This is a genomic window from Sulfitobacter sp. SBS6, from assembly GCF_048285585.1.
Taxonomy (GTDB): Bacteria; Pseudomonadota; Alphaproteobacteria; order Rhodobacterales; family Rhodobacteraceae; genus Sulfitobacter; species Sulfitobacter pontiacus.
The window spans coordinates 289423-312401 of sequence record NZ_JBLWBA010000004.1 but is presented as its reverse complement, the minus strand read 5'-3'; the positions used below and the strand labels follow the sequence as shown (position 1 = coordinate 312401).

The following is a 22979-nucleotide window of genomic DNA, read 5'->3' as shown; positions in this document are numbered from 1 at the left end:
CGAGAATTTAGGAGCTTAACGATGACCAACACATTTAAGACACTCGCTATTGCCGCCCTTATGGGTACCGTATCCGCACCAGCATTTGCTGCCGCACATGCTGACACCTCGATGACCTGCGCCGAGTTCAACGAACTGTCGAAAGACGATCAGATGATGGTAGCTTCCGCTGCGATCGCAGAGATCGATGATGGTGACAACGGCGGTTCCATGGGCAACTCCGGTCGTGACACAGGTGATACAACCACCACCACTACTGTAACAGCAGGCGAAGCGACCGACGATGAGCCTGAAGAAGGTTCGCTGGAAGGTGACCTGAAAGCTGTGGAAGACACCGGTGGTAACACTGCTGAATCCAACATGACAGCAGAGCCAATGGACGAAGCCGCGATGGAACAGTTCATGGTTGTATGTAACCAGAACCTTGACGCCACCGTAGGTGAGGCCGCTGCTGGTCTGCCAGGCGACAAATAAGACTTAACCCTTTAGGGTTTTGCGGGCGGGTGCAGAAATGCGCCCGCCTTTTTCGTGCGATACAGCCTACGATGCAGTGACGATACCGCGCTTTAGGGTCAGGCGCGGGCCTCTGCCGTTGTCACTTTATTACGGGTCCGAATTGCCTTGGTCGCCTGCTGCCGGGCCAGATCAGCGCTTGCTTGCAGGATCAGGCGCGAGGGGGCCTTACCCTTGCCGCGCGCAGGCAAGCCGTGCTGGTTCAACACCTGTTTCTTTTTCAAGAACACGCGTGCTGTTGGGCCATAGACCTTGGCGACTTCTTCGCGGCTGACGCGCCCTGAGCCCAAGGCGGGCAGTACCTTGGAGAATGCCGCGCGATGCGGTTTGCTCATCTGCGTCAGCGCCATCGGGCCGGGGTAGAAGCTTTCCGACGGGACGTTCTCTGCAAAGATCACCTGATGGTCGTCGAACATCAGGTGAACGTAGGTGACCGATTTCTTGCCCTTGGCGATGCGCACGCCTTTGGCCGCGTCGGCAAGATGTTTGGCGCGGGCAAAGCTGTCGCCGCTCTGGCCGACCAAAACACCATGTTGCTGCGAGACAAGAAGATCCCGTTCGGCACCGAAAGTGCCACGTTTGATCAGCACGGGATGCAGATGTGATCCCTTTTGCATTTGTCCGGCATCGTAAGACCGCGTGTTGATCCAGCGGATTTTCTGCGGGCCGTTGTCCATTGTGGTGACAAGATCGCCGACACGAAGGTCTTCGACCAAGACATCCCCGCGCGGCGTGCGGATGGCGGTGCCTTTGCCAAAGCAGACAACGCCGGTGTTGTCATAGGTAAAGTGCTGCGCCTGCACGCCGATAAACTTGAGCGACCCATCCTCGAACTTGGAATTATAGGTGTAATCCGTGGTCTCGAAGTTGGACTGATCCAGAATGCCATTGTCTTCATAGTCAGCGCGCAGATCGAAGATCTTGTCGTAATAGCCGCTTAGATCAATGAAATCATTATTGGTGGTGTCGTCGTCATCCAGCGGGCCGGTATTGCCCGCGTTGAAATCGGTGATCGTGTCGTGACCGCCGGAGTAGACGAATACGTCATCGCCGTCGCCGCCTGTCAGCTGGTCATCGTCCTGACCGCCGTCGAGCGTATCATTGCCGTCGCCCCCGATCAGGGTATCGCGGCCCGCGTCGCCGTGCAGATTGTCGTCGCCACCGCCGCCGTCGATTGAATCATCGCCGTCGCCGCCGGACAAGCTGTTGTCCTGTGTCCCGCGCGCGGTGATGGTGTTGTCTTTGCTGTCGCCCTTGACCGACGCGGCAGAGTTCTCGAGCGCGACGTTTTCAAAGTTCAGCAGATCGCCACGGTCGCTCCCTGCGTGGTCCAGCCGGCTGGCGGCAAGATCGACGGTGTGATCCGCCCCCAGCCCGCTGCCCGCGACATAGGTATCGATGCCATCGCCCGCGTCGATGACGGAGTTCGCGTCGTCCGCTGTGGTGCCCGCCTCGCGGATGATCCGGTCGTCGCCCGTCCCGGCGTCGATGTCATAGGCGCCATCACCAACCTTGATCGTGTCATCGCCTGCTCCGGTATCAACCGCGACACCGCCAATGCTGGCATCCACATAATCCGATGAATTGGTCAGAACCAGTTTTTCAATCTCGGTGAAGGAAACGCTGTTGGGGCCTTCGGTCGCGGTGCCCGCCTCTGCGCCGGTATAGGTGACAGAGACACCTTTGCTCAGCGCGTCGAAGGTAACGACATCATAGTCCTTGCCGCCTTCGCCACCGGCGATTTTGTCGGTGCCGAAATCATCTTCCATGACAAATAGATCGGCGTCATCCCCGCCCGACATGGCATCATTGCCGGTGCCGCCCGCGATCGTATCGTGGCCCGTGCCACCCTTGATCCGGTCGTCACCGCTGCCGCCGGACAGGCTGTCATTGTCCGCCCCACCAGAAAGGCTATCATTCCCGCCGTCGCCATAGATCGTGTCGTTGCCAGCCCCACCGTCCAGCGTATCATTGCCCGCATCGGTCGCGCTGATAGTCGACATCTTGAGGTCGCCAACACGGATCGCGTGGCCGGTATCATCGGGGTCGTGGTTGTTATACTCGATCTCGATCCGCGAAACGGGGCCCGCGATGTCGACCTGCAGGAAACCCGTCTTGGCATTGGTCGTGCCGCGCCCCGCATCCGTGCTGATGGCACGGCCGGTTTCGTCGTTCACGTCCAGCGTATCGCTATTGCCCGCCGTCAGATTGACAGGGATAAGATTGCCGTCGGCGTCATAGGCCCGCACGATGACTTCATCCACGAAGCCATAGGCCTGATCGATGTCGAAAATACCGAAGGTGACATTGCTCACCTCGTCCGACACGCCGCTGTCCAGCGACGAGAAGTCGATGCTCATCTTCGCGGTATTCGGGTCCGACCCCTCCGCACCGCCAAGGATACGGATCGACGAACTGTCGCTTAGTTCGTTGTAGTCATACAGCGGGTCGTTCCGCTCCATCGTGGCAGAGCGGAAGTTCTCCCCCTGATCCACCGACATCGTGACCTGGATATTGCCGGACGAGGTGACCCCGGTGATGCCCCCCGTGACGCTAACGCCGTCCTCGATATTCTGGTTGGCCCAGGAAAACGTGGTTTCTTCGGTGGTGTCGGCGTCGCCGTGGAGGCGGTCGTCGCCGTCATTGCCTGCGATATAGTCATTTCCCGCGCCGCCCAAAATCGTGTCATCGCCCGACCCGGCCGAGATTTTGTCGTTGCCCGCGCCCAGCTTTACCGCGTTGCCGCTGTTGTCCACCTCGTCCGCTTGCGCGTCGGTCGATCCCACACGCATGGAATCATCACCCGACGTCCCATCAACGGTGCCATCCGGCGCAACATAGTCGGCATCGACACGGCTGGCGTACATCATCGACTCGTTTGATGAGACAGTGTTGAACGTGATGGAGTCGATGGGCCCCGCCTCAAGCGCGGATTGGTAATCGGAGGAGCTGGCAGCCGGCGCAAGGAACAGGTCGCCGTTGGTGGATTGGAAGACAATCGCCGTCACGGTCGCCTGGGAACCGTCGGCGTAGGTCAGCGTCGCGGCATAGGACGCGATGGCATCAAAGTTCTGGCTGTTGCCATCGTCGATGCGGAATGTGTCAGACCCGTTTTCCCCACTGTTATCAGTAGAGTATGTGCCGCGTGCAGTATTTCCATACCCCCGCGCCCCCGGAGAGAAGGATTTGATGTTGTTGTAAAGCGGGCTGTTGGCACCCCCAAAGGTTTCCCCCTCCAGCGAGCTTGCGTTTTCGCTGATCTGGTTTCCCTCGGTCGTATCGATACGACCCACATTCCCAAGGTAGAAAACGTTAAATCTGGTTGCCATTGTTACAGCCCTCAACATCTTTGAACCGGTGGCAGGCCCGTGGCCCGCGTCCTGTGTATTGTTGTGGGTACGGGGACAATGTGGCGTCACTTTGACCGGAAACAAAAACAATGTGGCCATGTTTCTATGCTTTTGATCGAAACAATACACAGTCTGGTAAGGATCAACGCCAAGCGCACAGCGGGGAAACGCGGGGGGGCAGGGCCTATGCGCCGCGATGTGATCAAATGGTCTAAAATGCCGGGTATTTAGAGATGTGACCGAAGTGCACGGTAAAAGCGGCGTGAACTTGCAGCGGCCATAGAGGGGGCTTGCTGAAGGTTGACCGCAGAGGTTTTGCCCTAGTCGGCTGAAAATAAGCGAGTTTATCTGTCTCTTCCCCCCTCGGGGCTGACCTCCTGCTTGGTTTAAACCCATCGGGCAACGGGTCGCCCCTGACCCCCGTTCCGCGCCGCCATGCAGACTCCGCGCCTCAATTCCGCCGCATGAATGCCGCCGCAGCGCCTCAAGCCTCTGTCGAAGGTGAATGACCCCCAGCATCCCCGCCGGGTTCATCAACCAAAGGAGCTTTCCGTGTCACATCATGCCCCCCCTGAGCCCAAGACCGGCCTTTGGCACATTACCGGTGCTGCGATGGCCGCGATGTTCTGCTTGTTTGCGCTGCTTGGGGGATGGGCCGCGACAACACAGATTTCGGGGGCGGTGATCGCGACGGGGCAGATCGATGTGGCGGGCAAGCCCAAGGTGATCCAGACGGTGGATGGCGGCGTATTGGCAGAGTTGCCGGTCAAGAACGGGGATATCGTCAAGGCGGGGCAGGTCTTGGCGCGGTTTGATGCCACGATCTTGCAGATTGACCTGCGCATGGCCCGCGCCCGTCTGGCCGAGGCAGCGGGCCTGCGCGCCCGTCTGGAGGCAGAGCGTGACGAAAGCCCCGCCCCCCGTTTCGATGCCATTGATCTGCCAGCAAAAATCGGCGCGCTGGATATGACGCAAGCGCAGGCAGGGCAGGCCGCGATATTCGAGGCGCGGGCCCAGATGCGCGCGGGGATGCGCGCCCGCATGGCCGGTGATCTTGCCGATGTCGAAACCCAGGCCACGGGCCTCAACGGCCAAATCTCTGCGCTGGAACAACAACTTGCCATCCTCACGACAGAGCTGCGCAGCCTCACGCGCTTGGTTGAAAAGGGGCTGGCCCCGCAGGTCCGTTTGTCGCAACTACAGTCCACGCGGGCCGGTTTGCGCGGTGACCTTGCCGCGCGGCGGGCGGATCTGGCGCGGTTGATCCACCAACGTTGGACGCTCAAGCTGGAAAGCCTGCAAGCCGATCGCCGGTTTCAGGAACAGGTCGCGCTGCAACTGCGCGAGGTCACTGCCGAAGTTCAGGAACTGACTCTATCGATCCTCACCCGCCAAGCGCAGCTTGACCGTATTGCCATTCGGGCTCCCGTCGACGGGATGGTGCATGAACTGCGTGCCACGACCGTTGGCGCGGTTGTCGGGGCGGGTGCGACCTTGATGGATATCGTGCCGCAGCAGTCAAAGTTCGAATTCGAGGTGCAGGTCGATCCGCGCTCGATCAATCTGGTACGCTATGATCAGCCCGCCACCCTCGTGCTCACCGCCTTTGACCCGCATACGACCCCGCAACTGACCGGCAGCGTTTACAGCATCTCTCCGCAGGTGGTGGTGGACCCGCGCAATGGCGACAACTTTTATCGGGTCATTCTGGATATCCCCCGTACCGAGCTGGACCGTCTGCCAGCCTCCGTCCGTTTGGTCCCCGGCATGCCGATCGAGGCGTTTTTGAAGACCAAAGACAGGACCGTGTTGAGTTATCTGGCAGAGCCTATCAGCAGCCAGCTGCGCCGGGGGTTCCGCGGCTCCTGAGACCTCGACGTTAGCGAAATCTTTACCATCTTCCCGTCTTAAGAGGGGATGAACACACCGTCCGCCCCGCCCGGCATCACTGTCGTGATCCCCCATCTCAACCAACACAACGCCCTTGCGCGTTGCCTTGCCGCGCTGGACGCCGGAACGCGGAAGCCAGCCGAGGTGATCGTCGTCGACAATGGCTCCGCCCGGTCACCGCAAGGAGTTGTTAACGATTACCCATGGGTATCCCTGATCCACCAGCCGATCCCCGGCCCCGGCCCCGCACGTAACCTTGGCGCGGCGCGGGCACAGGGCGATGTGCTTGCCTTTCTCGACGCCGATTGCCTGCCCGACGCGCATTGGCTGACGCATATTGCCGCGCATATGGCGCGCGACCCCCATAGGATCCTTGGCGGTGATGTCCGTATCGAACGTAAAGGGCGCAGGCTGAACCCCGCGACCGCATATCAAGCGATTTTTGCTTATCGGATGGACCGCTACATCGCGCAGCAGGGGTTCACGGGGACGGGCAATCTGATCGTGCATCGCAAGGTGTTCGACGCGGTCGGCCCTTTCAAGGGCCTCCACCATGCCGAAGACCGCGACTGGGGCCAGCGCGCCACCTGTGCCGGATATCGCATAGGCTTCGCCGCCGATCTGCTTGTCTATCACCCGCCGCATACGGCGACGGGCCTGCGGCTGAAATGGGACAGGCAGCTTGCCCATGACTGGGCGCGATGTACCGGCCCTGGCGGCCGGATCCGGTGGGCGATAAAGGCGCTGCTGCTCGTTCCGTCTCCGCTTTGCGCCGTGGCAGAGGTCGCGACCAGCCCCCGCATAAAGGGCGCGCGCAACCGTCTGATGGCGTTGATCGGGCTGACGTCTATCCGGCTTTACCGCACGCGACGGATGTTGTCGCTGCTGCGGGGTCATGACCCCGAACGGCTTTTGCACCGGTGGAACCGCATTGACCTGCCCTGACATCAGATGCGCGACAGGGGGTGGCCCGTGATCCGGTCGTTTGGCTTTCTGCTGTCCGGCAACGCCTGCGCCGCCGCGATCTTGCTGCTGCGCACGGTGGTGGTGTCGCGTCTGATCAGCCTCGAAGATTTCGGGATCGGCACAAGCCTCGTGCTCGCGCTTGCCATGATAGAGATGCTGACGGCGCTTGGCTTTCAACAACAGATCGTCAATGCGCCCAAGGGGGATGACGCGGATTTCCATAGCGCGCTGCATGGTGTGGCGCTGATACGTGGCATGATCGGGGCGGCGGCGCTGTTCCTTCTCGCGCCGTTTCTGGCCCGTGCCTTTGGGGTGGTGCAGCTGACATGGGCGTTTCAGCTGATCTCTGTAGTGCCGCTGTTACAGGGGGGGATGCATCTGGACGTCTATCGCCAGACCCGTCACCACAAACATCGCGCCGCAATATGGATCGCGCTGCTGCCGCCGCTGGGGTCGTTGGCCGCGCTGCTGCCCCTATCGCGGATGTTCGATGACTTCCGCATCATGCTTTTTGCCGTGTTGGTGCATATGGCGCTGGGCACGCTCATGTCTCACGCAGTTGCGAAACGCCCTTATCGACTGCGGTTTGATCGGACCATTATGGTCCAAAGCATGCGGTTCGGCTGGCCCCTCATGGCAAGCGGCGCGGTGATGTTTCTGGTGTTCAATGGCGAACGCGCCATCGTCGGGCGTCTTCTGGGGCTAGAGGCGCTGGCCCTGTTTTCCATGGCCGTATCGCTGACACTGACGCCGTCGCTGGTTCTGATGCGCAGCACGATGAGCCTGTTTCTACCCCGCCTGTCAGCCAGCGCCGCGCGTCCGGAATTTCGGGCCCAGGCGATCACGACGATCCAAAGCCATATCGTGCTGGCTGCGGGAATGGTCATGGCAGTCAACCTGCTTGGCGGTTCCTTCGTGCACCATGTGTTGGGCGAAAAATACCGCGCTGTGCCGCCCCTGCTGACGCTCTTGACGGCGGTTCAGGCGTTGCGGGTGGTCAAAGGCGGGTGTGCGATTGTCGCGCTGGGCGAAGGCTATCGCAAGACCGAGCTTTTGACGGACCTGTTGCGTATCACGTTCCTACCCCTCGCGGCATGGGGTGTGCTGCAAGGCGCAAGCCTGCCCCATGTGGTGCATATCGCAGGACTGGGCGAAGCCGCGGGGCTGATGATTGCGCTGCTCTGGATGCACCGCGTGCAACGGGTGCCGCTCAGGCCATTGGCCCCGCCGCTGATCTGTATGGTCGCGGTATTGGCGTGGGCGGTTTTCACGCAGGACCAGCCGACGGGATTTCGGGCCGCAGGCTTCGGTCTGTTGCTGGCCGGTCTGGCGATGGCGCTGCCTGACGTCCGCAGAATTATTTTCACAAAAGGAGCACCCGATGGGATGGAGTCCAAGGCGATACAGCACCGTTAAGAAGACTTTGACCGCACAAGTGACATGCCGCGGCCAAAGCAACGGCAGCCGTTCACCATGAAGAGACGCGCCAAGCCGCCTCGCCTGTCCGAGCTTGCCATCGGGCGGGACAACCACTTTAACCTCATTCGCTTTCTCGCGGCGGTGGCTGTGCTTGTCTCTCACGCGTGGCCGCTCGCGCTTGGGCGCGGCACGGTTGAGCCTTTGAAAACAGCGTTTGGCTATTCGCTGGGGGAGCTGGCGGTTTTCGTTTTCTTTGGCCTGTCCGGCTTTTTCATCGCGGGCAGCTACGACCGGCAGGGGTCTGCCTTGTCCTTTGTCACGGCGCGGGCCGCGCGTCTGCTGCCGGGGTTGGCCGTGTCGATCTTGATCGTGGCGCTGATCATGGGGCCGCTGGTCAGCCGGTTAGACGCGGGTACGTACCTGTCTCATCCCGATACGGTGCAGTTTATCGTGCAAAATATACTCTTGTTTAAACCGCAATATACCTTGCCGGGCGTGTTCACGACGAATCCCTATCCCATCGTAGAGGGGTCGATTTGGACGCTCGCGCATGAGGTCGCCTGCTATGCGCTTATCCTGTTCGTCGGCCTTGTCGGGGCCCTGTCCCGCTGGCGGGTGATGGCGGTGCTGTTGGCGCTATACCTGATTGCGTGGGTAGTCGCGCCGTATCTCGGCGATCTCATTCATCCGCGCCTACAGCAAACGCGGCTGCTGTCCTTGCCCTTTGTTTTCGGGGCGTCCTGCTGGATCTGGCGCGATTATATCCCCTTGCGGTGGCCCTTCGTCCTTGGGTTGATCGTCCTGACATGGGCCGTGCACGCTACGGTTTTCGCTTTTCCAATGCTTGCACTGGCTGTGACCTACACCAGCCTCTGGGCAGGGTATTGCAAGGTAGGCCCCCTGCTGATGTTCAATAGGGTCGGAGACTATTCATACGGAATATATATTTACGCGATGCCGCTGCAGGGGCTGGTGGTTTGGGTGTGGGGGGACATGATGCCAGCGCTGAACATTGCGCTGGCCTTGCCGTTGACGTTGCTTTGCGCGGTATCGTCCTGGCACTGGATTGAACGACCCGCGCTGACCTTCGCGCGGGAGGGGCAGCGCGGGTCTTTGATCACGCGGAGGATAGCACCGCGCCGATAAAGCCGCTATCGCCCAATGTATTTCCCACAAGGTCGCTGCCATAGGGGGCCTGCGCGGGTGATATTTTGGGCAGATCGGACAGTGCGTCGGGGCGGTAGTCACCGCTGCCTGTGTTGCTGCCGGTGTGAGAGCGGTCGTCGACCCAAGGCGCGGCGATATGTGAAACCTCACCGATAGACGGCAGTTCCCCCAGCCACGAGGACGGGCCATAGCCGGGTTCATTACTTGACCCTGCGATTGCGACATTATGCGACCATCCAACCTTGTACCGCGCTGGCCAGTTGCCGGTAAGGGAGGTTTCGCCGGAAAATAGATCGCTTTTGATATTGATGCGGTGAAACAGATTGTCCCGGAAAGAACCCGACTTCGCCACGTTCTCGGTGCCGTCCAGATACAGCAAATTCGCGCGTTCCCCCGCGATGGTATTGTTGTGCACAACGATGTTTTGGGCTGTATTTGCGTCGCTGTCAGCGTTCAATCGCAGCGCCGCATTTGTGGAGCTCCCCCAGCTTTCCACGATGTTCCCTACAAAAGCAAAGCCCCGTTCTTTGATTTCGGCGCTTACGGAAACGATTGCATTGGTCGCGCTGCCATTGCTGAATGTGTTCCACCCTAAAAACGTGCCGGTCATGGCTGGCCGGTTTCCAATCGGCGCCCGGAGGGTGAATTCGTCAAGTCCCGAACAGCCGAGCGCCTGATAGGTAATTGTTCCGGCGCAGCTTTCGCAGCCGATCGCAGTGACCATGATTGCTTCGGTCGAAAAGGAATTGCCCTGGCGTGGATCTTCGTTGGGCACGACGGAGCAGTTGATTTGTACAAAGCGTCCCACCCGGTAAACCCAAGCGCCGTAGCTGCCGAATCCGTTGGCGTCCCAAAAACAGTTCTTTGTTATCAAAAGATTGCCTGCCGAGTCCGCACCACTGTCCAGAAACACCGTGTTCGCCCCGCCTTTCTGCAAAGTGACATCACAAATCTTGAGGTGCGTTGGTATGCCGTTGAACCGATTGACCCCACCGTCGGTTAAGATCGTGGTATCCCGTTTGGACGGGTCTTCAGCCCTGATACAGAAGGGCAGCTGTGCCGAGCGACCGGCGGCCTTGAAAGGCGTTAAGATATGCGCCCCCTCTGCCAGTAAAATCGTGCCACCCCCTGCATCATCCACCCGCCCAAAATGCGCGGCATTGAACTCCTTGATCGCGTTGGCCGCGGCCGCGATTGACGCAAATGGGGCGGCAATGGCATCTGCGCGCGCAGACGCAGCCTGACCCGTCGCATCGTCGCCCGTGGTTCCATCGACTTGGGCATAACATGCCCCATACCCGCCGCTCGTGTCGTTCAGCATCCGAAGCGTCGTCAGGTTGGGGGACGGATATTCATCGGCGTCGGCACTGATGGAAAAGGCGTCCCCCACCCATGGGTAGATGGTGGCATCTACAGTCAATAAATCCCCCTGGGCCAAGCCTGATAGATCAACCGTCGCTGCATAATGCGGAACATGGAGCCCCGAAGCCTCAAATCCAAGACTGCTTTGCGACGACACAAGCTGCGATGCTTCGTTGCCAAGCGTATCGCGGACGATGAACCGCACCGCCGCGACGGGTTGCCCCTGTTGGGCATATGCGTGGGCAACTGCCAGCCTTAGTATATGTGCATCATCTTCTACCCTCTCACGGTCATGGTTTAACCACATGGCAATAGGCCGGGGCGCTGGCCTTGTGCTGTGATTGATTGCACCGTTGATAGTATCGCCCGCGTAAACAAAGTCTGAACACGCGACTGTCTTGTCAGTAAAATTTGAATGATCTGGGTAGGGCTGCCTGACACGGCTGGTGAGTTGCACAATCGAAGCCCTGCTGACAGCCGTCGCCGCCGTATCAAAACCGCGCCGGTTCACGGTCACATTCCGCGCCTCGGAAGTGGTGGAAAACGACGGCATATCTCGGTGCTCGGCCCGCCAACCATCTGCAAGAATTTCCGTGACGGGCGAAATCTTTAGCGGCGGCGACCCCGCTATCGTTTGCCCCAGTTTCATGCCCAGCCCGAGTGTCATCTGCATAGTCCATACCTTGCGATCAGAATTCGTAGGCATCGATACATATCAACCTCGCTGAACCGTTGCATTCGCAGGGAAAGAGGCGGAGGGCGGGTTAATCTTCACGCAATATTAAATGTTCAGCCCAATGGTGGTCGTACCGCCGATTCCTCTTACGAAAGGACAGATATGATTTGGACGTGAACCATATATACGCGACGGACCAGCACCGCTCTCTCAAGCGCATACGGCTATACCATCAACGGCCCTTATCACGGGTTGTGCTCGTGTATTTCGGGCTCCTGCTGGTGCCCGTCGGCTTCAATCTAGGGTCGGTCTATATGACCGGGACCAAGGCGTTATTAGCAGTGCTGATTATTCCGCTAAGTCTCCGCCTGTTTTGCGGCCACTTCGGGCGTGTTTTGTTGACAGACGTTATGTTCTTTATGCATTTTCTCTGGGTTTCTCTGGCCTTAGCGGTCAACAACCCGGTGGAAGCGACCCAGAATGCAGGCTCAATCGGGGTCGAGTTTCTAGGCGGGTATTTGATCGGGCGCGCCTTTATCCGGGACAGACACAGCTTTGCCGCAGTGGTTAAGATCCTCACAGGACTGATCGTGTTATGCTTCCCTTTGGCTTTGATAGAGTCGCAAAGCGGGACATCTGTTCCCATTGAGCTGTGGAAGATGACCGGGCTTACGACCCCGGTGGATCTGGCGATTGATCGCCGCATGGGACTGGAGCGGGTGCAACTTTCGTTCGAGCATCCAATTCACTGGGGCTTGTTTTGTACAATCGCGACGTCTCTTTACTTTATTGGACTGGGGAGGCGGCACAGCTTGGGTTTGCGGTCCGTGGTTATGACGGTGATTTGCGCCAGCTGCTTTCTATCGCTGTCCAGCGGCGCGCTGCTGGCGGCAGTCGTGCAGATAGGGCTGATATTCTGGAGCTTCCTATGTCGCAGGATCGGGCGACGATGGCTAATCCTCTCAACCTGTTTTGTTATTTTTTACGTCGTGATTGATTTGCTTTCCAATCGAACCCCGATCCAAGTTTTCATGAGCTATGCGACATTTTCTGCCGAAAGCGCCTATTGGCGGTCCGCTATTTTCCAATGGGGCATGACCAATGTCTGGAGCGCACCTGTATTTGGACTTGGGCTAAACGATTGGCTCAGGCCGGTTTGGATGCACACCTCGAGTATCGATAATTTTTGGCTATTTATCGCGATGCGTTTCGGATTGCCGGCGTTTACTTTTTTGACAGTCGGCTATGGCTATGCGCTTTGGCGTGTTGGGCGCAAAGATTTCACCATGGATCGGACCCTAGCGGCGCTACGGCTAGGCTGGATACTCTGCTTTACTGGGCTCACGCTCACTCTGTCGACGGTGCACATTTGGGGCAGCATCTATGGCTTCGTATTCTTCATATTTGGGGCAGGACTGTGGATGTTGGATGCGAAGCCGCGATCCCCGCGGAATGAAACTACAATTTGAAATATTGATCCTTTTCGGGTTTGCCAATTTTTCCACTTTGTAAAGGAAATCACCCTACCACAGAAGTCAGGCCGCAAGGGGATGTCGGCCATGACGACTGATTGGTTTGGGGGAAGTGCAACGTGCAGACGCACAACATCTATGCCGCCGCGTTGCGATCACAGCTTGGGGGGATTGGGTTACTTTTTGTGGTCAGTGGGTTGATCAACATCCTGCTGCTCACAGGATCGATTTACATGATCCAGATATATGACCGCGTTTTGCCTAGTGGGTCAGTGGTCACGCTGATGGGGCTCTTCGGAATTGTGCTGCTTCTCTATTGTTTCTTCGCGCTTTTTGACCTGATCCGGCAACGGTTGTTGGCCCGTCTTTCGGTGCGTTTGGACCTAGCGCTTGGGGCTGAGTGTTTCGCGGCTTGGATCAGCAATGATGAAAAGAACAACGTACCGGCAAGCGCACAGGAGCCCCTGCAACAACTGGGGCACCTTAGACGTCTGCTGTCTAGTGCCGCGTTCATAAGTGTCTGTGATATGCCGTTTGTGCCGATCTTTTTGTTGGCCCTATACATCATTCACCCTTGGTTGGGGGCGATGGTTCTGGGCGGCGTGGCGTTGGCTTGTGCCGTGATGGCAACGGGCCGCTATTTGACGCGCAACACGATCAGCATCTCGGCAAATCAGGATCATATCCTCGCTGATATGTCCTATCACAGTCGCCGTCTGGCGGAGCCGCTGCGCGCCATGCGTATGCAAGTTGATCTTGCCACATATTGGCGCGGGCTTCAGCGCAGCAGTCTGGCGTGGCACCAGCGCCTGCATGCCCCGCCGGATGCGCTGGCATCATTCAGCAAATCGTTCCGCCTGATGTTGCAGTCCTCGATCCTGACAGTCGGGGCCATATTGGTCATTCAGGGCCAAATCTCGGCGGGGATGATTATGGCTGCTTCGATCTTGGCGGGGCGCGTACTGGCCCCTATCGACCAGATGATCAGCGGCTGGCAGGGGATTGCATCCGGTTGGTCCGCGCACCGCCATCTGCACCGCCATTTTTCACAGAATATCCCGGCACGCGAGGGGGTTGCATTGCCTGAACCAAAGGGCCGGATTTCTTTCACCGCTGTTTCCCACGGGATCGAGGGGCGGGCGGAAAACGGGCTGAAGGATGTCTCTTTTGACCTGTCACCGGGGGATGGGCTGTGCGTGCTTGGCGGGCCAAATGCGGGCAAAAGCATACTGGCAAAACTGGCTGTTGGCGTTGCGGCTCCTACAACCGGTGAGGTTCGGTTTGATGCCGTTAATCTGGCCCGATGGCCTTCCGCGCAGATTGGCCCTGCGATCGGCTATTTGCCCGATACCATTGATCTTCTACCCGCGACGATTTTCGACAACATTTCCAGATTTCGCCCCGATACCACGGATGCGAAGGTGATCGCCGCTGCAAAGCTTGCCCGTGTTCACCACGCCATTATGGCTCTTCCGGATGGGTATATGAGTGTTGTGCGCGGCGGTGGGGGATCCTCGTTAACCCAAGGGCAGATTCAGCAGATCGGGCTGGCGCGGGCGTTGGTCTGCAATCCGGCGCTGGTTGTGATGGATGATCCGCTGCGGTCGCTTTTCAGCTGTCCCGATGCTGAACAGATCGTGGCAGAGGTCGCACGCCATATGCGGGATCGGGGTAGCACGGTGGTGATCACGGCGCGCCAGCCCTGTGTAATTTCGGCGTTGAACAAAGTGCTATTATTGTCCGAGGGGCGGATAAGGCAGTTCGGCTTGACCAGTGGTATCTTCGGGCGCGCTTTCCCTACGCGGGTGGCGGCGAAGGTTCAAACGCTGCCGATCTCGGGCAATGGCACACCACGGGCGAGCGGGGGGTAATCATATGGTATAAAAAAGGGGCATTGCGCACGGCCCAAGCCCCCTTCTATCGCTTTCTTCAAATGTCGCCCTATTCGGCCCAAGAAACACCGGTAAGGTCGACAGCCTGCGTCGGGGCATTGCGCCAAAGACCGGTCAGACCTGCCTTTGCAACGGACAGTGACGCCAGTTGGAACAGGAAACCATTGACGTGATCTTGGGCAATCATGGTCTGCGCCTCGCCCAGCAACGCGTTGCGTGCCTCCGGGTCGGTTGTCGTGTTCAGCTTGGTCATCAAAGCCTGAAAATCGGGGTTGTCATATTGGAAATAGTAATCAGGGTTGGCGTAGATGCCGATATCCATCGGTTCGGTGTGACTTACGATTGTCATGCCGAAGTTCTTTCCCTTGAACACCGTCTCAAGCCATTGGGCCCATTCGACATTGTTGATCTTGGCGGTGATACCAACCTCGGCCAGCTGCGCGGCGATGATCTCTCCGCCGCGGCGGGCGTAGGAGGGGGGCGGCAGGTCCAGCGTGGTCTCGAACCCGTCGGCAAAGCCGGCTTCGGCCAGCAAAGCTTTGGATTTTTCGATGTCATGCAGGCTCAGCGCGGTTTGATCGACATAGGCCGGGTTATGGGGCGCGAAATGCGTACCGATGGGCGTGCCGTATCCGAACATCGCACCGTCAATAATGGCTTGACGATCAATGGCATGGGCGACGGCGGCGCGCACCTTGGGGTCATCAAACGGCGGCTGTTTGTTGTTCATCGCCAGAATGGTTTCGCCCTCGGTAGAACCGACAAGCACTTGAAACCGCGGGTCCGCTTCGAATTGCGGCAGGTTCTCGGGCGCGGGGAAGCCGGCGAAGACATCAACATCTTCGGCCATCATCGACGCGAAAGCGGCGGTCGGGTCAGAGATGAATTTGAACGTGGCGATATCCAGCGCGGCCGGGGTCCCCCAGTAGTTCGGGTTCTTCTCGATACGGATATTGTCGCCCTGGGTCCAGCTGGTGAATTTGAACGCGCCGGTGCCGATGGGCAGTTGCTTGATATTGTCGATGCTTTCGGGTGCCACGATCACCGCGTCGCCCCATGCGAGGTTGAACAACAGGTTGCCGTCCGGCTCTGACAGTTTGATTTCGACGGTCGACGGGTCGACGACTGTCACCTCCGAGATCGCGCCGAACAGCGCCTTTTGGGCATTTGCGCTGTCTTCGGCATTGATCCGGTCAAGCGAGAATTTGACGTCGGCGGCATCCATCGTCGTTCCGTCGTGAAAGGTCACGCCGCTTTGCAGTTTGAACGTATAGGTCAGGCCATCGTCAGAGATTTCCCACGATTGCGCCAGCCCGGGCACGACCGATCCGTCGCCCAAAAAGCGGGTCAGCCCTTCGAAAACGTTGGAATAGAGCACCTGATCAATGGCCCCCGCCGCAGCGCTGGTCGGGTCCAGATGCGGTGGCTCAAGTTGCATCGCGACGGTGATGTCGTTTTTCGCGACGACGCCGGTGGCCATCAGCGCGGCAGCGCAGGTGCCTAGAATACGTTTGCGAAGATGGGCCATGGGTGTCTCCTGTTGGCAATAAGGAAAATGTTAACCAGTTCTGTCAGGTTTGACCAGCGTCGGGATGCTGTCGCAATTATCGGTTGTACCCAGCCTGTGCGCGGTTTATGCGCCGTTTTTTGAGGTTTTGAAGGGGCGCGCCATGGCTACGATGTCACCCACTTTGGGTATCGATTTCGGAACGTCCAACTCTGCCGTGGGCTATGCAGTAGACGGTGTGCCGCATTTGATTAACGTCGAGGCGGGGCAGAACACGCTGCCGACCGCGCTGTTTTTCGATAATGAGGAAAAGCGGATCATCTATGGTCGCGGTGCCCAAGAGGCGCTGATCGGCGGCGACGACGGGCGCTATATGCGTGCGCTCAAAAGTCTGCTGGGCACGCCCTTGATGCGCGAAAGTCGGGTTCTGTTGGGCAAACGCATGGATTTCATCGCCATCGTGGCGAGCTTTCTGGCCGAGCTGAAGACGAAGGCAGAGCGCACCACCGGCCAGCAGTTTGATCGGGCGCTGTCAGGGCGGCCTGTGATGTTCCACAGCGCCGATCCGGCGCGGGACGCGCAGGCGTTGGTGGATTTGACCGAATGCTATATGCAAGCCGGGTTCAAGCAGGTCCGCTTTATGCCCGAACCCGAGGCTGCGGCCCTGGCCAATCGTGCCGTGCTTGAACCCGGCGATCTGGGGCTGATCGTCGATATCGGGGGCGGTACGTCTGACTTTACCCTGTTCCGGCAGGAAGGTGACGCGGGCATTCATATCCTCGCCAGCAAAGGGGTGCGCATTGGCGGGACCGACTTTGACCGCGAGCTGAGCCTTCAGCATGTGATGCCGCATCTGGGGATGGGCAGCCAGATCAAACATGTGTTCGGTGATGAAACCCACGCCGCCCCTCATGCGGTCTTCGCCGATTTGGCCACGTGGCAGAAAATCCCGTTCCTTTACACCCGCGAACAGCGTCGCGCGGTCGAGGATCTGGCGAAATACGCGGTAGAGCCGAAGCTGCTGAACCGACTGCAACGTGTGTTGGAGGATGAGCTGGGCCACGATATGGCCTTCGCGGTAGAGGCCGGCAAGATCGCGGCGAATGACCCCGATGCCAGCGCCCCGCCGCAGATCGACCTCAAGATCGTGGAGCGCGGGCTGACGGTCCCACTGCCACCGGCGATGATGGCGGCGAGTTTGGCGCAGATGGCAGCGGAGATCGCGCAGGTTGCGACCGATCTGACGGCGCAGGCAGAGGTAAAACCCGACGCCGTGACCAAGCTGATTTTTGTCGGCGGGTCCAGCCTGATGGGCGTGATCGACCGTGCCATGCGCGATGCATTTCCGCAGGCCGAACTGCACCGGGGGGCCGCGATGACCGCAATCGTCGACGGTCTGGCAATCGCCGCGCCACACGCCTTTGCTGACGGCTGAAGGCTGAGGGTCTTAGTCTTTCGGAAGCAGCAGCGTCTCCAGCGCGGCCCCCATCACGCAGGCGCTATCGACCATATCATCGATGCCGATATATTCATCCGGCTTATGCGCCAGCTCTAGCAGGCCGGGGCCATAGGCGATGCAATTCTTGAGCTTGCCGATCCGATCAATGTGTTTCTGGTCGTATGACCCGGGGGAGGCGACGTATTCAGGCGCTTTGCCCATGATATCCTCGATCGCATGGGCGACAGTTTGCACGACCGGCGCATCGCGGTCGGTCATCGACGGCAGGACCGAATTCAGCTCTGTCAGCTCGTAGTCAAAATCGACCCGCGTTTCGCGCAGACCTTCCAACAGGGCGCGCACTTCGCCGCGCACCTGATCCAGCGGTTCTTCCAGCAAAAAGCGCCGGTCAATGGTGATGCGGCAGCTGTCTGGCACGCAATGGGCCGGTAGCCCGTCGAAATCCGGGTCGTTTTCCTTTTGCCCACCGTGGATCGAATTGATGTTCATCGTCGAACTACGCGCCCCTTCGGGGACCACGGGCATGTCTGTGTGACGGGCGGCCATGGCGGGGAACAGCTTGTTTTCGAACTCGGAGAGCACTGCGCCCATGTGGCGCACGGCGCAATCGCCCAGAAACGGCATGGAGCCATGGGCGATCTCGCCCTTGGTTTCGATCTCGGCCCACCAGCCGCCCCGGTGCCCCAGACAGATACGGTCTTTTTGCAGCGGTTCGGGGATGATCACATGTTGCACGCGGTCCGGGTTGAAATGCCCGTGTTCGGCCAGATAGGCGACACCGCCATAGCCGCCGGATTCCTCGTCCGCTGTGCCGGAGATTTCGATTGCGCCGTTGAAATTGGGGTGCTGTTCGATGAAGGTCTCGGCCGCGATGATAGAGGCCGCCAGCCCGCCTTTCATATCGCAGGTGCCGCGCCCGTAAATCTTGCCGTCCGAGATTTCGGCCCCAAAGGGATCAAACGTCCAGCCGGCCCCGACCTCGACCACATCGGTGTGGCTGTTGAAGTGGACACATTCGCCCGCCCTGCGCCCTTCGCGGCGGGCGATGATGTTCCAACGGGGGTATTTCTCGCTATCGCCGGGGGTACCAAAGGCGCGGATCAGCTGCGTCTCGAACCCGTGCTTGCGCAGGCGGGTATCAAGGTATTCGCAGATCAGCCGATAGTCCTGACCCGGCGGGTTAAGCGTCGGGATGCGGATCAGATCTTGGGTCAGCGCGATCAGATCGTCACGCTTGGCGATAATGGCGGTAGAGAGAGTGCTTGTCATACCGCCATGTTTGAACGGGCGTTCATATATGGCAAGCGAAGTCTGCAGTTGCCCCGTCGGATTCGAGTTTATTTTGCAAAATGAAGCCGCAACCGGGCATTTATGCGGCGATGTCTTTCATTGCCGTGAGCAGGGCGCGGACTTCGTCCATGGAGTTGTAATGGCAAAGCGACACACGCACCGCGGCATCAAACCCGAGCGGGGTCAGGATGTTGCCGGAGTAGTGATCCGCCTTGCGCACATGGGTCCGGATGCCTTGGGCGTTGAGTTGGGCCACGATATCCGCCGCGGGCAGGGCGTCGAGCGTGAAGGACACAAGCCCCTCGCGGTCGGGGTTGTCGGTGCCGCCCAGGATCGTGACGCCCGCCAGATCGGCCAATCCGGCGAGGTTTCCCGTGCCGAACAGCAGCGCATTGGTCAGCTGTTGCTCGTGGTCGTGGATCGCAGCGGCGGCGGCCTCTATCCGCGCGCGGGGGGCAGTGGCGTCCGACACTTGGCTGCCGAGCCAGTCGAAATAGCGCACCACATCCGAGAATGTCGCATAGGCACCCGTGTCACGGGTGCCCATTTCCCAATTCCCGGCGGGACCGTTCGCCAGTGTCTCGATCGGCAGCGCGGTAAGACGCTCTGACGCCCAGGCAATGCCATAGCCGTGGCGCGAGAACAGTTTGTACGGAGAGATGACATAGCCGTCGATGTCATAGCTGGCGATGTCGATATGCCCATGGCTGGCGTGCTGGATGCCGTCGACAAAGATATAGGCGTCGGGGGCGATGGCGCGGATCGCGGCGCTGATGCCCGCCACATCATTGGCGATCCCCGTCACGGGGGAGGTGTGCAGGATCGTGGCGACTCGTACCTCGGGGGTCATCAAAGCGGCGTAGGCGTCGGGCGTTACCTGACCTGTCGCATTGTCGTGGGGCACGCTAATATAGGGTTTGCCCGCCACATCGGCCCAGTGTTGCGCCGCGCTGCGCGAGGCGGGGTGTTCCACAGTAGACCCGATGACGGCACCGGGGGCGCTGCCCATGACGGCTGTCCGGATCAGGCGGAACGACAGCTCTGTCCCGCTTTCGCCGACAAAGAACTGCCCGTCAGGCGCGTTGAAGAACAACGCCATATCGGCGCGGGCCTGTTTGATGATATCGACCAGCGCATGGGACGCGGGGTTGTCGCGCCCCTGATTGTCGGGGATGGCTGCGAATTTGGTCGAGGTCTCGACGACCGTGTTCAATGTCAGCGCGCCGCCAGCGTTTTCGAAAAACACGCGCGGTCCCTGGAACGGGCAGCTGTCAACATGGGCAAAGCGGTCACGGATTGCCGACATGAGTTTGGTATCTTCTGTGAACATTATGCTGCCCTGCTGCGTTACTTTCTGTGCTTATGCAGTTTCTGCGCTAGTTTGATGCTGGATCACAATCAGATTTTGCGGGCTCGGCCCCATTTGTTCGTAGTTTTCAGGAGCGCAGGAATGGCCCCTCTTATTCAACGCAGGGTTTCGCGTAAGAAACCACAGGACGCGCAAGCCGAGGAGAAATCGGTCAGCGAAGCGACGGCGCTGTCGCCCAAGCTGATCTACGAGGTGATCCGCCGTGAGGGCGAGGAAGAGCTGGCGCGCAGCAAGCGGTCGTTGATCTGGTCGGGGATCGCGGCGGGGGTGATGATCAGCCTGTCGGTTCTGGGCGAGGCCGTGTTCCGGACCTATCTGCCCGATACCGCGCATCGTTTCCTGATCGAGAACCTGGGCTATTCGCTGGGTTTTCTGGCGGTGATCATGGGGCGGATGCAGCTGTTTACCGAAAACACCATCACCACCGTTTTACCGATCATGCGGGCCAAGACGTGGCATTCGCTGATGTGCATGTTCCGCCTGTGGGGGATCGTGCTGGCGGCGAATGTGGTGGGGGCCTTTGCCGCGGCGATGCTGTTTCTCTGGACGCCCGCGATTTCGCCCGAGGTGCTGCCGGCCATTCTGGACCTGTCGCATCACGCAACCAGCATGGGCGCCTATCAGGGGTTCTGGCGGGCCATTCCGGCGGGGGTCATCGTCGCGCTTATCGTCTGGATGATGCCGCAGGCGGATGAGACGTCGTTCTTCCTGATCCTTGTGTTCACCTGGCTTATCGCCGCGGGGGATTTTGCGCATATCGTTGCGGGGTCGGTCGAGATGGCGGTGATGATATTGGACGGCCAGCTTGGCCTGATGGCGGCGGTGTTCGAGTTCTTCTTACCGGTGCTTGCGGGCAACATTGTTGGCGGAACGATCATCTTTACCCTCGTCGCTTGGGGTCAGGTGCGCGATGAGGTAGAAGAGGAAAAGTAGCGTAAATGTGATGTGGCAGGGGCCGCAGCCGTGGGGAACGAGGATCAAGGGTTTTGACACAGAAATCGGTGGGCACCGTAAAGCTGTACTGGGATGCGCTGAAAGCGGCGCTGGTTGATATCTCTGAAAAGAACGTCTCGCTTATCGCGGCGGGGGTCGCTTTTTATGCGATGTTGTCGCTGTTTCCCGCCCTTGCCGCGTTGGTCACGATCCTGAGCCTGATCTCTGACCCTGTGGTTGTCATCGCCCAGCTGGAAGACATGCGCGGTCTGCTGCCCGATGACGTCTATGATATTCTCAATGATCAGGTGGTGTCGTTGGTCACAACCAGCACCGGCAAACTGGGGTGGGCTGGTGCGGCTTCGGTTCTGGTGGCGATGTGGTCGGCGCGGGCAGGTGTGGGCGCGATGATGATCGGCCTGAATAGCGTGTATAGTGAACGCAATCGCAACGCCGCGCGGCACTATCTGCGGGCGCTGATGCTGACCTTTACCTTGGTGATGGTGGGGCTGATTGCGCTGATCACTGTGGTGATCGCACCGATTGTGCTGTCGTTCATCCCCCTGGGGGTATTCGGCTATTTCGTCGCCGAGATCATCCGCTGGAGCATCGCGATTTTGGTGCTATTGGCCGGTGTTGGTGTGCTGTACCGCTTTGGTCCGAACCGTCGTGCGGCGCGCATTGGCTGGCTGACATGGGGGGCCGTTTTCGCGGTGTTTTCATGGGCGGTGGTGTCGATCGGGTTCAGCTATTACGTTGCGAACTTCGGCAATTACAATCAGGTCTACGGGTCTATTGGCGCTGTGATCGCCATGCTGGTCTGGCTGTGGATCAGCAGTTTTCTGGTGCTAATGGGGGCGTCGTGGAACGCGCAGGTTGAACTGCGCACGCGCCCTGACAGCACCATTGGCCGTGACCGGCCGCTTGGCAAACGCGGTGCCTATGTTGCGGATAATCTGGTAAGTGTGAGCAAGGAATAGCGCCTACATCAAGGGGCGCTTGGCCGGTTTGCTGCGCTCTGTCTCGGCAACATCGGCGAGCTTGTCGAGGTCATTGACCTGCAGCACCTGATCCGACCAGGACGCGAGTTGCTGGTCACGCAGCTTCGCGAGGGTTTTGTTGGTATGAACAAGCGATAGACCCAAAGCATCCGCCAGATCGCGTTGCGTGAAGGGCAGGGTCATTGTGTTATTTGTCACCAACCCCAGCCCCATCCCGCGTTCAAAGAACTTGAGCATTGCCCATGACACCGCTTGCAGCGCGGTGCGTTGGCCGACAGTGGCAAGCGTTTCGCCAAGGAAATGCTCCTCTATCGCGGCGAGCCATGTGATATCGAACGCGCGGCTGGGATTGCTGCGGAAGAAGGTCCAGAAATCCGAGCGGTTGAACACACACATGCGCATATGCGTCCGCGCCTCTACGCTGTGGCCCATTTCGCCAAGCATACCGGCCTGAAGCCCCATGAAATCGCCGGGGAAGACAAAGTTAATGACCTGCCGTTCACCATTATCCAGCGACTTATGCCGGATGCCCATGCCGGACAGCACCGTATAGAGTTGGGGGGAGTTGGACCCCTGCATGAGGATTGTCGTGCCGGGGTCGACGCTAAGCTCACCGACCTTGAATTTCTGCATGAACTCAAGCTCTTCCCTTGTCATGGTGACAAAGGCGTCCTTTTTGTGAAGCGGACAATAGCGGCAATCGATACCCATGA

General features: G+C 59.2%; 16 protein-coding genes. 10 read left to right on the top strand and 6 right to left on the bottom strand.

What is annotated here, in order from left to right; translation table 11 throughout:
- The first annotated feature begins 21 nt into the window (after positions 1-21).
- A complete protein-coding gene (locus ACNQ62_RS02720) occupies positions 22-474 on the top strand; it encodes a hypothetical protein (protein WP_082896120.1) in 453 nt (150 codons plus the stop codon).
- 98 nt (positions 475-572) lie between these two features.
- Here ACNQ62_RS02720 and ACNQ62_RS02715 read toward each other — a convergent pair whose 3' ends face one another.
- On the bottom strand, positions 573-3842 hold the full coding sequence (locus tag ACNQ62_RS02715; RefSeq protein WP_418094144.1) for a Hint domain-containing protein: 3270 nt from the start codon (positions 3840-3842) through the stop codon (positions 573-575).
- Between the two features lie 573 nt (positions 3843-4415).
- Between ACNQ62_RS02715 and ACNQ62_RS02710 the strand changes: the two genes are divergently transcribed.
- From ACNQ62_RS02710 to ACNQ62_RS02695, 4 genes are read left to right on the top strand one after another with little or no spacing between them, the layout of a single operon-like run.
- The gene (locus ACNQ62_RS02710) at positions 4416-5732 is read left to right on the top strand and encodes an HlyD family type I secretion periplasmic adaptor subunit (protein ID WP_418094143.1); all 1317 of its coding nucleotides are present in this window, start codon (positions 4416-4418) and stop codon (positions 5730-5732) included.
- 48 nt (positions 5733-5780) lie between these two features.
- Positions 5781-6698: a glycosyltransferase family 2 protein gene (locus ACNQ62_RS02705; RefSeq protein ID WP_418094142.1), complete on the top strand. Its 918-nt coding sequence runs from the start codon at positions 5781-5783 to the stop codon at positions 6696-6698.
- A 27-nt stretch (positions 6699-6725) separates the two neighbouring features.
- Positions 6726-8135, top strand: a complete 1410-nt coding sequence (locus ACNQ62_RS02700; protein WP_418094141.1) for an oligosaccharide flippase family protein — start codon at positions 6726-6728, stop codon at positions 8133-8135.
- Positions 8136-8192: 57 nt separating this feature from the next.
- Positions 8193-9284 carry an acyltransferase family protein gene (locus tag ACNQ62_RS02695; RefSeq protein ID WP_418094140.1) on the top strand — a complete coding sequence of 364 codons (1092 nt, stop codon included), beginning with the start codon at positions 8193-8195 and terminating at the stop codon, positions 9282-9284.
- Here the strand turns inward: ACNQ62_RS02695 and ACNQ62_RS02690 are convergent.
- Positions 9256-11340, bottom strand: a complete 2085-nt coding sequence (locus tag ACNQ62_RS02690; RefSeq protein WP_418094139.1) for a hypothetical protein — start codon at positions 11338-11340, stop codon at positions 9256-9258. The genes ACNQ62_RS02695 and ACNQ62_RS02690 overlap by 29 nt on opposite strands.
- 263 nt (positions 11341-11603) lie before the next feature.
- Between ACNQ62_RS02690 and ACNQ62_RS02685 the strand changes: the two genes are divergently transcribed.
- On the top strand, positions 11604-12812 hold the full coding sequence (locus tag ACNQ62_RS02685; RefSeq protein WP_418094138.1) for an O-antigen ligase family protein: 1209 nt from the start codon (positions 11604-11606) through the stop codon (positions 12810-12812).
- 236 nt (positions 12813-13048) lie between these two features.
- Positions 13049-14686, top strand: a complete 1638-nt coding sequence (locus ACNQ62_RS02680; protein ID WP_418094137.1) for a type I secretion system permease/ATPase — start codon at positions 13049-13051, stop codon at positions 14684-14686.
- A 70-nt stretch (positions 14687-14756) separates the two neighbouring features.
- Here ACNQ62_RS02680 and ACNQ62_RS02675 read toward each other — a convergent pair whose 3' ends face one another.
- On the bottom strand, positions 14757-16235 hold the full coding sequence (locus tag ACNQ62_RS02675) for an ABC transporter substrate-binding protein (RefSeq protein ID WP_418094136.1): 1479 nt from the start codon (positions 16233-16235) through the stop codon (positions 14757-14759).
- A gap of 142 nt (positions 16236-16377) precedes the next feature.
- Here ACNQ62_RS02675 and ACNQ62_RS02670 point away from each other — a divergent pair, with 142 nt between their 5' ends.
- The gene (locus ACNQ62_RS02670) at positions 16378-17649 is read left to right on the top strand and encodes an Hsp70 family protein (protein ID WP_418094135.1); all 1272 of its coding nucleotides are present in this window, start codon (positions 16378-16380) and stop codon (positions 17647-17649) included.
- A gap of 12 nt (positions 17650-17661) precedes the next feature.
- Here the strand turns inward: ACNQ62_RS02670 and ACNQ62_RS02665 are convergent, their stop codons facing one another.
- The gene (locus ACNQ62_RS02665) at positions 17662-18942 is read right to left on the bottom strand and encodes an acetylornithine deacetylase/succinyl-diaminopimelate desuccinylase family protein (RefSeq protein WP_418094134.1); all 1281 of its coding nucleotides are present in this window, start codon (positions 18940-18942) and stop codon (positions 17662-17664) included.
- Between the two features lie 100 nt (positions 18943-19042).
- The gene (locus ACNQ62_RS02660; RefSeq protein ID WP_418094133.1) at positions 19043-20293 is read right to left on the bottom strand and encodes an aminotransferase class V-fold PLP-dependent enzyme; all 1251 of its coding nucleotides are present in this window, start codon (positions 20291-20293) and stop codon (positions 19043-19045) included.
- A 120-nt stretch (positions 20294-20413) separates the two neighbouring features.
- Here ACNQ62_RS02660 and ACNQ62_RS02655 point away from each other — a divergent pair, with 120 nt between their 5' ends.
- Positions 20414-21265: a formate/nitrite transporter family protein gene (locus ACNQ62_RS02655; protein ID WP_009825653.1), complete on the top strand. Its 852-nt coding sequence runs from the start codon at positions 20414-20416 to the stop codon at positions 21263-21265.
- A 53-nt stretch (positions 21266-21318) separates the two neighbouring features.
- A complete protein-coding gene (locus tag ACNQ62_RS02650; protein ID WP_418094132.1) occupies positions 21319-22245 on the top strand; it encodes a YihY/virulence factor BrkB family protein in 927 nt (308 codons plus the stop codon).
- A gap of 3 nt (positions 22246-22248) precedes the next feature.
- On the opposite strand, the gene ACNQ62_RS02645 is transcribed toward ACNQ62_RS02650, so the two are convergent.
- Entirely contained in the window at positions 22249-22977 is a 729-nt protein-coding gene (locus ACNQ62_RS02645; protein ID WP_005850638.1) for a Crp/Fnr family transcriptional regulator, read from the bottom strand.
- Between the last annotated feature and the right edge of the window lie 2 nt (positions 22978-22979).